Origin of the sequence: Nostoc sp. (assembly GCF_036917775.1) — a bacterium.
In the GTDB taxonomy this organism is placed as follows: Bacteria; Cyanobacteriota; Cyanobacteriia; order Cyanobacteriales; family Nostocaceae; genus Nostoc.
This window is the reverse complement of sequence record NZ_JBALEQ010000134.1, coordinates 80,194-96,429: the sequence shown is the minus strand read 5'-3', so window position 1 is coordinate 96,429 and position 16,236 is coordinate 80,194. Positions and strand designations below refer to the sequence as shown.

The following is a 16,236-nucleotide window of genomic DNA, read 5'->3' as shown; positions in this document are numbered from 1 at the left end:
CGCAGAGTACACGGAGAAATAAGAGTTTGAGATATATTTTGCGTAAGTCCTATGAACTATACTGATTTTTTCAAGAATCAAATATGAATCCTATATTTTATATTTATTGAGACTGCTAATCGCTAGAAAGGGGAATTACTGTTAGCTGAAATTATATATCTTTTTCTAATAGTTCTAATTGCTTAAACATGATAGAAATTTGACTATTTATTATTTTTGTAATACGCTCTCCGCTTTTTTGATTTTTGCTATTAAGTTGAAGGATATTATTTTGCTGAGATTCACTATGGAAATATTGTGATTTATCTCCTAGATGATTTGGCTGACTACTAATTTGTTCATTCTGCAACTTCTGGTTATTATAATTTTGTTTGCTATTCAATCTATTTAACTCATTAACGTTAGCAGAATCAATCCAGTATTTTTTTCGTTCAAAAGGATAAGTCGGTAAAGGAAGCCGATGACATTTTTGATTGGCATAAAACCCTAACCAATCTACTTGTATTCCATACATCCATAAATATCCCAGAGTCTTTAATAATACAGTATCAGATTCTTGATCGTGAGGATGACCTATAGAACAAAACACAATTTTTTCCGGTAATTGTTGCTTAGTCAAAGTACTTAAAGTGCGACCAGATCCAACTTCTAAAAAAATCCAATTTGGCTGTTTACACAATTCAGTAATGCCATCAGCAAAGCGTACTGATGACCGCAAATGTTTAGCCCAATAACTGTTATTTGTTGCCTCTTCTGGAGTGATCCAAGTACCAGTTACGTTAGATAAAAAAGGTATTTTGGGGTGATTAAGATTGACTTTTGCTAATAGCTTGGTAAACGGCTCTAGAATCGAGTCCATCATTTGAGAATGAAAGGCGTGAGATGTATGCAGAGAACGGTAGTCAATCCCTTGCTCAGTTAAGCGGTTTTGCAAACCTTCAATCTCTGCACTTGGGCCCGAAACTACACAACGTTCTGGTGCGTTAATAGCTGCCAAGGAGAGTTTATCACCTAGCATCTGCATAACTTTTTTCTCCGGTAGCGCTACAGCCAGCATTGCACCTGAAGGTAGTTGCTGCATCAGTTGCCCACGAGTAGCAACTAGCATCAAAGCATCTTCTAGAGAAAATACCCCAGCTAAACAAGCAGCGACATATTCTCCTATACTGTGACCAATCATTGCACTAGGATGCACTCCCCTAGCTATCCACAATTGTGCTAAAGCATATTCAATTACGAACAATGCCGGCTGGGTAATATTAGTTTGTATTAACTGCTGTGTCGCCCATTGATTCTGTTCTTGGCTGGGATAAAGAATAGTGCATAAGTCTAAGCCTAAAATAGGTTTAAGTTGTTCACAGCAATAATCAACTTGTTCCCGGAAAATTGACTCAGTTTGGTATAATTCTAGACCCATTCCTACATATTGAGATCCCTGACCGGGAAACATAAATACAACTTCTGGCTCACCTGGTTCTTGATAGTGCGTGAGAACTCGTTCCGGGTCTTTTGTTTCTAAAACTTTGATTGCATCATCAATATCTTGACAAACTACCATCCGACGATAGTTAAAAGCTCGACGGCCTACTTTAAGAGTGTAAGCAACATCAGCTAAGTTTAAATCGGGATGCTGTTTGAGGTGATTAGCCAGATTTGCCGTAGCTGCCTCTAATGCTGATTCCGTTTTCGCAGAAACAACCAACAGATGATGTTTACTCAGTTGCTCTCTCTGCTTCTCTACCGGAGCTTCTTCTAGAACTATATGAGCATTAGTGCCACCAATACCAAAGGAACTGACCCCTGCACGTCTAGGGTGTCCATTTGACTTCCATTCTGAAAGCTTGGCGTTAACGTAGAAGGGACTATTAGCAAAATCAATCTGGGGTGATGGTTCTTGAAAGTGCAAACTGGGTGGTATTTGCTTGTGCTTGAGCGCAAGGACTGTCTTGATTAAACCTGCGACACCAGATGCGGTATCTAGGTGGCCGATATTCGTTTTTACCGAACCAATAGCACAAAAATTCTTTTTCTGAGTTCTGGCGCGAAAAGATTTAGTTAGGGCTGCAATTTCAATCGGATCTCCTAAAACTGTGCCGGTGCCATGAGCCTCTACATAACTGACCATATCGGGTTCAATTCTGCTGATGGCGAGAGCTTCAGCAATCACTTTGGCTTGACCATCGATACTAGGAGCTGTATAGCCAATTTTGGCAGAACCATCATTATTAATCGCTGAACCTTTAATCACAGCATGAATATAATCTCCATTAGCGATCGCATCTGCTAATCGTTTTAAAATTACTATACCTACCCCATCACCGCCAACTGTTCCTTGCGCTTTGGCATCAAAGGCGCGGCAATGTCCATCAGGAGACAAAATTCCTCCCTCTTGATACGCATAGCCAGTCTTTTTTAAGTTAGTTATAGAAACTCCACCTGCTAAAACCAGATCGGATTCACGATCTATTAAACTTTGGCAGGCTAAATGAATAGCTACTAATGAACTAGAACATCCAGTTTGGACAGTGATAGCTGAACCCTTTAAATCTAATTTATAAGCAACTCGTGTAGTCAGATTATCTGTACGATTATGATGTCTAATTTGGTCAAGACCAACTAATTTTATTAATTCAGGATTGGAAAAAAGATTGAATAAAAAGTAACTACTAATACTGGCGCTACCGTAAACACTAATTCGACCTTGATAAGTTTTAGAATCATAGCCCGCACTTTCCAAAGCCTCCCAAGCTGTTTCCAAAAATAGGCGGTGCTGGGGATCTATTATTTCTGCTGTTTTGGGAGAGTAATCAAAGAATGCAGCATCAAATAATTCTATATCTTCTAGTACAGCATTTGCTTTGACATAATTTTGGTCATTTATTGTAGTTGTATCTACTCCCATTGATTCTAGCTCTTGGTCTGAAAAAAATGAAATCGCTTCCAACCCATCTTGTAGATTCTGCCAAAAAGCATCAAGACTCCTAGCTTTAGGGAACCGTCCAGACATACCGATAATAGCTATATCTAAATCACCTATTTGATTTTGCGTTTCTCCGCTATCCATCTTGCTAATGTTTCCTTCTTAATAATTTGCATTCGTGGTGATTAAGCTTTTCATAATAATCATAAACAAATATTCTTCCTCTCTCTATACCTCCTATCTCTGTGTTCTCTGCGTCTCTGTGGTTCGTTCTTCTTCCCCGAACTTAATTATGATGTTTTAGCACATCTTCATACAGAATTAGTATTAACTCAAATCATTTTACCGATATTGTGCCCTTGACTGCCTAGAATCAGTGCGGCTTTGGGCGCGTTGAGTACTTTCTTCAAAAGAAGCTACTTCCGTCTGTTTTCGCGTTAAATATTTAGCTAATGAGTTGATAGTTGGATATTCAAATAAATTAATCACCGATATATTGCTGAGGAAAGTTTCTCGGAGTTTAGCGTGAGCTTGAACAAGCAATAATGAGTGACCACCGATATCAAAGAAATTATCATGAATGCCCACTTTCTCAACATGAAGAATCTGTTGCCAGATATCAGCGATGCTTTGCTCTACCTCAGTTTGTGGCGGTTCATAATTTGCTGCCATTTCTGGGCGATCGCCATTTGATTCTGGAAGTGCATTACGGTTGATTTTACCATTGGATGTTAGTGGCAGAGCCTTCAACATAATAAAAGTTGAGGGCATCATGTATTCTGGTAGTTTCTCTCTGAGAAATCTTTGCAGTTCGCTAACATTGAGTGTTTGTGTTTGCTTAGAAACAACATAGGCCATTAAGGATTTGTTGCTATTGTCTTCCCGAACAGAAACTACAGCTTGTTGTACTTGCGGATGTTGACACAGTACGCTTTCAATTTCTCCAAGTTCAACACGAAAGCCCCTAATTTTTACCTGCTGATCAACTCGCCCAATGAATTCAATATTGCCGTCAGCTAAGTAACGAGCCAGATCACCAGTTTTGTATAGACGCGAACCCATCGCTGCAAAAGGATTAGGAATGAACTTTTCTGCCGTTAGATCAGACCGATTGAGATAACCTCTGGCTAACCCCGCACCACCAATATACAGTTCACCTGGTACACCAATGGGTACTGGTTGCAATTGCTTATCTAGTAAATAAATCTGCGTATTGGCAAGCGGACGACCAAGGGGTACTGTCTGCGTACTAATTTGCTGATTTTGAACTGCGAAGGTAGTAACCCCTACGGTGGCTTCTGTAGGGCCATAGTGATTGAAGATTAAGCTGGATGGAGTTTGCTGGCGAATCTGCTCAATAAGTTGCCAACTTGCAGCTTCGCCGCCCAGAATTAGCTGCTGGCGAGGCAAGATGGAATCGGATGGGGCAGAGGCGAGAAGAGTAGCAAGATGGGAGGGGACAATTTTGAGGCAGTCAATGGGATGGGTGCGGCAGTATTTTGCCAAGATTGCTGAGTCAGTAGCACACTCGATGGATAATATATGCAGACATCCGCCAGTACAAAGGGCAGCAAAGATTCCGGTGTTACCCAAGTCAGCAGCTAAGGTGGAAACAGTGGCAAAGTTAGTTGTGGTTGATAAGTCTAACCTCTGTGTGATTCCGTGAAGGTAATTCAGCAGTTGCTGGTGTTCGATCGCAACTCCCTTCGGTTTACCAGTAGAACCAGAGGTGAACAAAACATAAACTAAATTCTGGGCTGTGATTTCACTGATGGGATTTTCATCTTTGTGATCGGCAATGATATCCCAATCTGTGTCTAAGCAAACTATCTGTGCTACATCTGTTGGCAGGTTATTGACTAATTGCTGTTGTGTCAATATCAATGGTATTTCGATATCCTGCAATCGGCTAGCAAAACCTTCCTTGGGTAAGGTTGGATCTAGTGGTAGATAGGCTCCACCAGCTTTTATGATGCCCAAAAGCCCAATAATCATCAAGAGCGATCGCTCTGTGCAAAGTCCTACTAAAACTTCCGGCTTGACTCCTCGCTGTTGCAAATAGTGGGCAAGTTGATTAGCTTTGCGGTTCAACTGTGCATAAGTGAGTTGCTGATCTTCAAAGACAACGGCAATTTTATTTGGTGTTTTTTGTACTAGTTCTTCAAATAGTTGGTGAATACATTTATATTGGGGATTGTCAATATGTGTTTGGTTAAATTCTACTAGTAATTGTTGGCGATCGCTAAAGCTGAGAATTTCTAATTGGCTAATTTTCTCTTCGGGATTAGCAGTTACACTCGTTAATAAAGTTTGAAATTCTCTGGCTAGACGATCAATAGTATCGGCTGTAAAGTAATTTACATCGTAGTAGAACTCTGTGGTTAAAGAATGCTCGCTTTGAGTACAAGTGAGTTTGACTTTAAATTGTTCAATACAACTGTAATATTGCTCAAGAGAAAATGATACGTCGCCAGCAATGAGTTTTTCTGGTAGTTGCTCAAACTCGAAACCGATGGGAAAAGCTAGTTGTTCGTGATTTTCTATCGGTTCTGGCACAAAATAATCTTGCCATTCTGCACTAGCTTCTATAGTCTGATTAGTTAATTGTACAACTTCTTGAAAGCGTAAGTCTGGTGTCAAATGGCTTTTAATTGGCAACCAAGTTGCTACAAGTCCTAATAAACTGTATAGTTCTTCGTAGTCTCTGCGATCGCTAGCCATACCAATAACGATATCTGGCTCTCCTGTAAGTCGCCAAATCAGCGTTTGCCAGCAAGCTAGTAAGATGACAGCTGTAGAAGTATCATACTTTTGAGCTAAGTTGGCAATCTTGGCTGTCATATCAGGGGGAATATCTAATCGACAGCAGTTGATCTCAAACTTGGATGACTGTGATGGCTGACTTTCAAAAGGTAATTTCAAGGAAGCAATTGGAGAAAGTTGCTCATGCCAATATTGCTTCGCTGCTTCTGCATCTTCATCTGCGAGTAATTGATTCTGCCATTCTGAGAATTGTAGATATTGTACAATTTCTTCAGATATTCTCTCACCTTGTAAATAAGCAGAGTATGAATTGCTGATTTCTGTCACCAGATTCTTGAGTGTCCAAGTATCGGCACAAAGTGAAGGCAGACTAATAAGTAAAATATGCTTTTTTATTGATAGCGTTAGTAGAGATATATGTAACAGTTTTCCTTGCTCAAAGTCCAAAGTCAGGGACGCTGCTGCTTGGAAAAGTTCTGCAATTTTACTTGAGATTTCTTTGGGTTCACAATGACTCAGATCGATGTTATCCCACGATAGAATACTACTATTTTTTACATCCATCACAGGAATTTTCATTCCAGGTAGGCAGTGAAAAGTTGTACGTAAAATTCCATGTCGTGTAATGACATGTTCTAAAGCAGATTTTAATACTTCTGGTTTGAGATTGCCTTCTAGAAGAAGGGCACATTGAGCAAAATAAGCTGAATTATATTGTTGTAATGACCAAAGACGCTTCTGTTGAGGGGAAAGGCGAAAACCTTGAGTAATTTGAGTTGGCATATATAGGAGCCCTAAATCATTTTTAATATTAAATTAACCACAAAGGCGCAGAGAACGCAGAGAGAAGAATTGGAGATGTCCATGACTTATTTAGGATGGTTATATTTCTCATTATTCTTTATCAAGAAAATACAATATTGCTTAGTTATGCCTACTTACTTAGCTGTTTACGACAAACAAAGCAGGCAGCTTCAGAGATTTTATTTACTTCAAGGTCGCTGTTAATGTTATAGATATTAACTTCTGCAAATCCTACTTTTTCTAGAGCTATTTTAACTTCTGCTGCTGAATAAGGTTTTAAGAAAAAGCTTCTATCTAAGCGTTGCCAGTTACCATTTATAAATTCAAATCTGGTGGTGTCTTTTCGACCTATTTTGGTGTTTGAATCGTAGCTCCAAATATCAACCCAGACATTATCTTTTTGGACACCACCACCAGATTCATTATTTTTCCAATTTGATTCACATAATTCTTCCAGATATAATTCAAAGGCAAATATACCATTCTCTAGCAAAGCATCATATACGTTTTTTAATGTATTCTGTAATTCTTCAATGCTGAGGATATAATTCAGAACTACATCTGTGGAAATAACTGCATGAAAAGTTGGCGGTAATTTAAAAAAGCGGGCATCATCTAGAATAAACTCAGCTTCTGGTGCATTCTCACGAGCAATATTAAGCATTCCTTCAGAGCTATCAAGCCCAGTTACTTGATAACCTCTTTTTAGTAGCCGTTGGGCAATTTGTCCTGTACCGCAACCGAGGTCAAAAATATGCGCTTTTTCGGGAATATTTTGAAGGATTAATTTGTCTATACACTCCAGCACTATGTCGTGGCGTTCTAGTAGGCTTTTCAAGTCGTAGATGGAAGCGATCGCATCATGATTAGTATTGCGTTGTTTTGAAGATATCAAGTATTTATCCTCCTTTTAATTGAATTTATTTATATTTATTTTTTCGATTACTGAATCATTTCTGCCATTGCCACAACAAGTTTGCGAGAACCTATATATGGATTTCGCCCGTGGGCAGCCAGCATATTATCTAACATCAAAATATCGGTTTTTTGCCAAGTAAAGCTAGTCTGTGACTGCTGATAAACTTCATTTATTTCTGCAATAACTGAGTCTTCTATAGGAGTACCGTCTCCGTAATAAACATTACGCGGTAGCTTTTCATCTCCAAAAGTAGACAATAAAGATTCCCGAACTTCTGTATCTAGATATGCTATATGGTGTAACTGAATTTGATTAAAAAATACAGGTTCGTTCGTTTTTGGATGTACTGCTAAAGCTGGACGAACTTGGCGCGTAATTAGACTGTTATCATCATACCATTCAAAATCAATTTTAGTCTGACGACAATAATTTTCTACGATAGATTTGTCATCGGTACGAAAGAATTTTTGCCAGCTTACATCTAGACCATTTGTATAGTGACGAACATACATTAATTGTTTTTGATCTAATCTTTCTCGCAGCTTGGGATTGAGAATTTTGTAAGCTTTGCGGCAGTCTATAATCGGTGTTTCTCCACCTTGTTGTGCTGGCTGCACACAGAAAAACCAAATCTTCAGCGGCCACTGATGTAAATGAGAGCTTTCGTTATGAAAAAGGATTGCTTTATCAGGTGGATAAGGGGTAGAACCATAAACTTTACCACCTTCTCCAGCCCGAGGTAAATCACCATAATCACCAAACAAGTCTGGCGAAATTGTCTGAGCAAAATTTTCAAATTCTGAGACTAATTCTACATTAAAATCTCGAAATAAAATTGCCCCATGCTTTAATAATTCTGTCTGGATAAATTCTTGGTTAGTTTTAGCCCAAGCTACCAAATCAATATCGTCTGTAGCTGGCTGAATTACGAGAGAAAATGTTTGCCCAGGTTGGAGATAATTAGTTTTTACCAATCTTTCTGGTAACAAGCTAACAGCTTTGGGAGTAATGCCGATTAACTTTTTCTGATTAAAGGCTCTACGTTCTTTTTTTTGTATAGCTTGTTGTTCTTTTTCTGCTTCGGTAAGCATTTCTAAGCTACCAATCCGTGCATCGGGTTGTGAAATTATACTATTAAGAAGTGTCTGGAAGCGATCGGTCATAAGAGTGATAGTGCTGGCATCAAATAAGTCAGAGTTATATTGCCACTTACCTGAAATTCCTTGCTCTGTTTCAGTCAAAAATAGCGCTAAATCAAATCTAGCGACTTTGTGTTCAATTTCTAACAAACTTAAGGTTAGTCCTGGTAATTCCAAAGGTGGCATGGGTGCATTTTGGAGGACAAATAATACCTGAAATAATGGCGGAGTGTTGCTTAAATTTCGCTCTGGTTGTAGAGCTTTGACTAATTCATCAAAAGGTAAGTCTTGATGAGCATAAGCTCCTAATGCTACTTGACGCACTCGCCCAAGCAACTCTCGAAAACTTGGATTACCACTCAAGTCGGTGCGTAAGACAAGCAGATTCACAAAAAAACCTATCAACAACTCAGTTTCAGCTAAGTTACGGTTAGCGACATCAGTGCCAATCACGATGTCATCTTGATTTGTGTAGTGTTGTAGTAACACCTGAAATCCTGCTAGCAAGGTCATAAATAAGGTGACACCCTGCTGGCGTGAGAGGGTTTGCAGTGCTAAGGACTCTTGAGGAGGAATTACAAAAGTTTGAGAAGCACCCCGGCGGGTTTTAATGTCTGTGCAAGGACGATCTGATAATTGCATTACAGGGAGTTTATTCCCCAATTGTTGCTTCCAGTAGGCGAGTTGAGTTTCTAGTACTTCTCCTTGTAACCACTGTCTTTGCCACACAGCAAAGTCTGCATATTGGATGGGTAATTCTGGGAGTAGAGAAGGTTTATTACAAGAAAAGCCTTCGTACAGTAATGCTAACTCCCGAATGAATATACCCATTGACCAGCCATCTGAAACAATATGGTGGATTGTGAACAATACTATATGCTCTTGTTCACCAACGCACAGGACAGTGCATCGCATTAATGGAGCTTGAGCTAGATCAAAAGTGTGTTGAGCTGACTCGATAATGAGTTGTTGAATCTTAACTTCTCGTTCTACCTCTGGTAAGTCGCGCAGGTCTAATACTGGCAATGTCACAGTTTGGGTTGAGATGTTAGCGCCGCTTTCGGTGGGAATCGCCTGAAATGGTTGTCCATCTACCATATAAAAAGTAGTATTTAGGACTTCGTGACGACGGACAATTTCATTCAAACTCTGTTCTAGCAAAAACACATTCAAAGAACCTATGAGCCTCACAGCTACAGGTATGTTGTACATAAAGCTGTCTGGCTGGAGTTGCTCTAATAACCATAATCTTTGTTGGGCAAACGACAGGGGTAAATTACCATCTCTAGCAACGTGCTGGATGGGCGGAATCTCTCTGACTATTTCTGCTTTCATTGCCTTGTGAATTTCTGCGGCTAATCTAGCTATCGTTGGTGACTCAAATAAACCACGTAGAGGTAAATCGACCTCAAAAGCTTTCTGCACACGAGAAATAACTCTGGTTGCTAATAGTGAATGCCCGCCTAACTCAAAGAAATTGTCATAGATACTAAGGATTTCCACACCCAGAACTTCTTGCCAAATCCCGGCTAATACCTCTTCTACTGGATTGCGAGGTGCGATCGCACTTCCTTCGAGATGGGGTCTGGCTGGATCAAATGCAGGCAAGGCACGGCGGTCTATTTTGCCATTAGGTGTTAGGGGCAGTGCTTCCAAAATTACAAAGGCTCTTGGTATCATATAACTTGGTAGTTTTTTCTCTAGGAAGCGGCTTAGTTCACTAATTGCCACTACCCGATCGCGCTGAAGAACTACATAAGCTACCAAACGGCGATCGCTGGGTTCATCGCCCTGAATCACAACTACACTTGTCTGCACAAGAGGATGTTGGTTCAGTAAGGCTTCAATTTCTCCGAGTTCGATACGGAAGCCCCGAACTTTCACCTGATGATCGATCCGTCCCAAAAACTCTATGGTTCCGTCGGCTCGGTAGCGAACTAAGTCCCCTGTTTTGTAAAGGCGATAGTTCTTTGAAAATTGGTCATCTTTGACTCCGCTTGGAAAGGGGTGCGAGATGAATTTCTCGGCTGTGAGTTCTGGTCTGTGAAGATAACCACGAGCTAATCCAGCACCACCAATATGCAATTCACCAGGAATTCCCACAGGAACTAGTTTCTGCCCTGGATCTAAAATATAGAATTGTGTGTTGGCAATGGGGCGACCGATAGAGACGATGCCATCTTGTCGCTCCATTTGCTCGTCTACCTTGTGAATAGCTGACCAAATGGTGGTTTCTGTTGGCCCGTATAAGTTCCACACTTGACAGCCTCCTTTGAGCAACTGATCGGCAAGACTGCGATCGAGGGCTTCACCGCCACAAAGAATTTTCAGCCTACTACTACCTTGCCACCCAGCAGCTAGCAGCAGCCTCCAGGTAGCTGGCGTAGCTTGCATGACTGTAGCACCAGAAGAAACTAGCTGTTCTGATAACTGCGTGGCATCAGTTGCTACTTGACGGCTGACTATTACCAAACGAGCGCCAGTAATTAATGGCAGATATAGTTCTAGTGCGGCAATATCAAAGGATAATGTGGTGACAGAGAGAAGGATATCTTGCTGAGTCAGCCCAGGATTCAGGCGCATCGTACTTAAGAAGTTAACGACAGCACTGTGGGTAATCTGCACTCCTTTTGGTTGACCAGTAGAACCGGAGGTATAAATCACATAAGCCAAGTTGTCAGCAGTGGCGTTGTGAATGGGATTGTCAGCACTACCTCCGGGAATTTTCTCTAGACATACTACCTGAGCTTGATGTTGTGGCAACGCCGCTAGTAAATTCTGTTGAGTTAGCAGTACTGAGACTTGGGCATCTTCTAGCATGAATGCGAGGCGTTCCGCAGGATAGGCTGGATCGATTGGTAGATATGCACCACCCGCTTTCAGGATGCCCAATAGTCCAATAATCATTTCTAGCGATCGCTCCACACAAATCCCTACTAGGGTTTCTTTTCCTACACCCAATGTTTGTAAATGGTGTGCTAGCTGATTTGCACGGGTATTTAGCTGTTGATAGGTAAGTTGTTGATCTTCAAAAACTACTGCAATCGCATTTGGTGTTCGTTCTACCTGCGCCTCAAACAACTGATGAATACAAACTTTCGGATAATCAGCTTGCGAATCGTTCCAATCTACTAGCAGTTGCTGTTGTTCTGCCTGGGTCAAAATTGGTAAATCTGATAGCTGCTGGTCTGGATTGGCGACAATTCCTTCTAGCAAGGTTTGGAAATGTCCTTGCATCCTAGCGATCGCAGCTGAGTCAAATAAATCGGTGTTGTACTCGAACACCCCGATTAATCCTTGTGCAGTGTCAGTCAGCGACAAAGTTAAATCAAATTTGGCTATTTCAGTATCTACTTCCACCGGAGTCAGGCTCAATCCTGAAAGCTTTAGTGTTTCCATTGGAGCATTCTGCAACACGAACATCACTTGAAATAGCGGCGTGTGTCCTAGGTTGCGGTCTGGTTGTAACTCTGCAACTAGCTGCTCAAAGGGTAAATCTTGGTGAGTATAAGCATCCAGTGTTACTTCTCGAATTCGCCGCAGCAATTCTCTAAAACTTGGATTCCCTGATAAGTCGGTACGCAGAACCAGGGTATTGACAAAAAAGCCGATTAGTCCTTCTATCTCGCTGCGGTTGCGATTGGCGATCGGAGAACCGACGAGGATATCAGTTTGACTTGTATAGCGATACAGTAAGGTTTTGAATGCTGCAAGCATTGTCATAAATAGAGTGACTGCTTCCCGTTGCGAAATTGACTTGAGCGCCTGGGAGAGAGTCTGAGGAATAGACCAAGACTGCTTTTTACCTCTAAAGGTTTGAATAGCTGGGCGCTGGCGATCGCTTGGGAGTTGCAGCACTGGTAAATTTCCACCTAACTGCTGTTTCCAGTAAGCCATCTGGGAGGAACGTACCTCTGTTTGCAACCACTGTCGCTGCCATAAGGTAAAGTCTGCATATTGGATAGGCAGATTGGGCAATAGTAAAAGCGTGCTAGTAGAGAATGATTCATAGAATGCAGCCACTTCCTTAATCAGCACCCCTGCTGACCAAGCATCAGCAACAATGTGGTGGATGGTGAACAGCAAAATATGCTCATCCTCTGCCAATTGCAACAAGGTGGTTTGTAGCAATGGACTTTGAGTTAAGTCAAAAGAATGCCGTGCGTGCAAATTAGTCAGCCGTCGAGCTTCTGCTTCTCGTTCCTCTAGAGATAACTTCTGAAGATCCACCACTGGTAAGGTGATGTTGAGTGCTGGCGCAATAACTTGCACTGGTTCGCCATTGACGTTGACAAAACTAGTTCGCAAAGCTTCATGGCGTTGCACAATTTCTTGAAAACTCTGCTCTAAAATTGGGACATTGAGTGAGCCTTTGAGTAGAATTGCACTGGAAATGTTGTAAAAAGGATTGCTCGGATCTAATTGGTCAAGGAACCACAATCTTTGCTGGGCAAAAGATAAAGGCAATGCTTCATTCCGAGGAACGCGCTCAATTGGTGGAATTTCTAATTTCTCACCGCTCCTCATTGCCGTTTCAATCAATTCCGCAAGTCCGGCGATCGTAGGTTTTTCAAACAAACTACGTAACCGCATCTCTACTTGGAAGGCTTCGCGCACTTGGGAAACAACTTGTGTCGCTAGTAAAGAGTGCCCTCCCAATTCAAAAAAGTTATTGTGGATGCCCACACGCTCAATACCAAGCAGCCCAATCCAAATTCCCGCTAGTACTTCTTCAACTGGCGTGCGAGGAGTTGCCAAACTGGTTTCTAATTCAGGGCGCACGGGGTTAAGTTCTAGCAACGCCTGACGGTCTACCTTGCCGTTGGGAGTTAGTGGTAATGCTTTGAGGATGATAAAGGTTGAAGGTAGCATATACTCAGGCAACCGATCCCGAATATAGCCGCGCAGTTCATTGGTCGAGCAAAGGAATTCTTCGGAAGGGACAACAAAAGCTGCCAGATATTTTTGCCCAGATTCTGATTCTCTTACTAAAACTACAACCTCTCGCACATGAGGATGCTGATTTAATACAGCTTCAATTTCACCCAGTTCGATACGGAAACCCCGAATTTTAACTTGGTTGTCGATACGGCCAAGAAATTCAATGGTGCCGTTTGGCAGATAACGACCTAAGTCACCAGTTTTGTAAAGTCGCGCTCCCGGTATGTCGCTGTAAGGATGGGGAATAAACTTCAAAGCTGTTTGGTCGGGCTGATTGAGATAGCATCGAGCAAGACCCGCACCACCAATGTAGATTTCGCCCTTGACTCCTAGGGGAGCTAGTTTGTAGTTTTCTTCTAAAATATATACTTGGGTGTTAGCAATTGACCGACCAAGGGGGACTGTTGCTGCTAAATGACGCTCGACTTGCCCAGACACAATCTCTAGGGTACAGACACCGACACAAGCTTCTGTCGGCCCGTAGTGATTGAAGATTAGGCAATCTGGGGTATATTGCTGAATCTGCTCGATTAAATGCCAATTAGCAACTTCACCACCCAGGATCAATCGCTGACGGGGCAAGATTAACTTAGCCGAAGAAGATGCCAAAAGGGAGGCTAAGTGAGAGGGGACAATTTTTAGACAATCGATTGGATGTTTGCGACAGTATTCTGCCAAAGCTGCTGAATCAGTAGCACACTGATATGATATCAAATGCAGACATCCTCCTGTACAAAGAGCAGGAAAGATAACGGTGTTACCCAAGTCGGCAGCCAAGGTGGAAACAGTGGCGAAGTTGATATCGGCTGGCAGGTTTAACCTATCTATAATGGCATTGACGTAATTAAGAAGTTGTTGATGTGCGATCGCAACTCCCTTCGGTTTACCTGTAGAACCAGAGGTGAATAGTACATAGACTAAATTCTCAGGTGTCACTTCACTGCTGGGATTCTCATCTTTGTTTTGAGCAATAACCTCCCAGTCTGTGTCTAAACAGATTACCTTGGCTGCATCTGTTGGCAAAATATCTAGCCAACACTGTTGTGTCAAAATGATATCTGCCTGAATCCCTTGCAAGCGTAAGTTCAGACTTTCCTGTGGCAAAGTTGGATCTAGCGGTAGGTATGCGCCACCAGCTTTGAGGATTCCTAATAATCCAATCATCATTTCCAGCGTTCGCTCTGTGCAAAGTCCAACTACAACTTCCGCCTTAACTCCTTCTTGTTGCAAGTAGTGAGCTAGTTGATTGACTTTGCTGTTCAACTGTGCATAAGTCAGTTGTTGGTCTTCAAAGACAATGGCAATGTTATCAGGTGTTCTTTGAGCTTGTTCTTCAAACAGTTGGTGAATACATTTATGTGGATAATCGCGCTGATTATTATTCACCTCGTATAGCAGTTGGTGTCTCTCAATTTGACTGAGAACCTCTAACTCGCTAATTGTCGCATCTGGATTAGCGATCGCACTTGCCAACAAAGTCTGAAATTGCTCTATCAAACGTTTAATGTCTTCTGCCTGGAATACGCTAGAGTCATAGTGCAATTCTGCTGTTAATGTGTCATCTTGGCGCAGGCAAGAAAGTTTTAATTTGAACCGTTCAATACAGGTATACTGCTGAGAAATTTTAAACGATACATCAGCAGCAAGATACTTATCTGGCTGTTCTCCAAATTCAAAACCAAGCGGAAAGAAACGTAAGTTATTTTGTATGTATCCTGCTATTTGTTCCCAGCTAAAATAATCTTGGATTTTATCTGATTGCTGAATTAATTGGTTATTGTTGTATACAATATCTTTAATTTTAGATGTTGCTTCTAAATTAATAGTTAACGGTAAATATTTAGAAAATAGTCCAACAACTGTCTCTAGCTCTTGATATTTTCTTCCGGCGAAACCCATGCCTATTGTCAGGTTTTCTTGTTTGGTTAAACGCCAATTTAAAATCTGCCAACAAGCCAATAAAAACTCAGATATTGAAATATTATGATATTGATTTAGGATATCAATTTTTTTTATTAATTCAGGAGCGATCGCAAAAGTTTGCGTTTGTGGTTTAAATACTAATTCGTCAGCAGATTGTTTTCCAAAAGGAAGTTTTAACCCTTGTAAATCCACCGCAATATTTTGTTTTTGCCAATAGTCTCTACCAGCTTCTGTTTCTGCTCCTTCCAACAATTCATTTTGCCATTCAGCTAGGTCTGCATATTGTAATGGTTCATTCTCTATTTCTTCACCCTGTAAGCAAGCTGCATAAAACTGACTAATTTCTTGCACCAAAATTTCTAGTGTAGCAATATCTGCACAAAGCCCTGGTAAGCTCACAATTAATACATATTTGGATGCCGATAAAGTCACTAAAGATAGCTGCAAAGGAGAACCTTGTACAATATCAAAAGGCTGTTGACTGATTTTATAAAATAATTCTCTCAGCGAGTTTTCTTGCTCTTGAGGTGTCAAACTGCTCAAATCATAAGTGTTATCCCAATTTATCTTTTGCTTACCAATTACCTGCAACGGAATAGTCATTCCAGGTAAAGAGCGGAAGTTTGTACGGAGAATTTCGTGGCGATTGACAACTGTTTCTAAGACTAATTTTAAAATATCGACATCTAAACCTCCCTCAATCAAAACAGCACACTGAGAGCGATAAGGAAGGTGATCAATTTCTTGCAATTGCCACAGATGTTTTTGCTGGGGTGAGAGTCGAAAACCTTGCATTTCCTCTAGCATTCTGATTCTCCGTACTTGCC

General features: G+C 41.1%; 3 protein-coding genes and 1 pseudogene. All 4 read right to left on the bottom strand.

What is annotated here, in order from left to right:
* Window positions 1-409: 409 nt before the first annotated feature.
* A pseudogene (locus tag V7K69_RS27380) lies at window positions 410-3,064 on the bottom strand (type I polyketide synthase); the annotation flags it as partial.
* A 198-nt stretch (window positions 3,065-3,262) separates the two neighbouring features.
* Window positions 3,263-6,466 carry a non-ribosomal peptide synthetase gene (locus V7K69_RS27375; protein ID WP_335040291.1) on the bottom strand — a complete coding sequence of 1,068 codons (3,204 nt, stop codon included), beginning with the start codon at window positions 6,464-6,466 and terminating at the stop codon, window positions 3,263-3,265.
* Between the two features lie 151 nt (window positions 6,467-6,617).
* A complete protein-coding gene (locus V7K69_RS27370) occupies window positions 6,618-7,382 on the bottom strand; it encodes a class I SAM-dependent DNA methyltransferase (protein ID WP_335040289.1) in 765 nt (254 codons plus the stop codon).
* 47 nt (window positions 7,383-7,429) lie between these two features.
* The gene (locus tag V7K69_RS27365; RefSeq protein WP_335040287.1) at window positions 7,430-16,216 is read right to left on the bottom strand and encodes a non-ribosomal peptide synthetase; all 8,787 of its coding nucleotides are present in this window, start codon (window positions 16,214-16,216) and stop codon (window positions 7,430-7,432) included.
* Between the last annotated feature and the right edge of the window lie 20 nt (window positions 16,217-16,236).

Coding starts and splice junctions, on each gene's coding strand:
- V7K69_RS27375 (WP_335040291.1), bottom strand. CDS start 6,466: ATGCCAACTCAAATTACTCAAGGTTTTCGCCTTTCCCCTCAACAGAAG.
- V7K69_RS27365 (WP_335040287.1), bottom strand. CDS start 16,216: ATGCTAGAGGAAATGCAAGGTTTTCGACTCTCACCCCAGCAAAAACAT.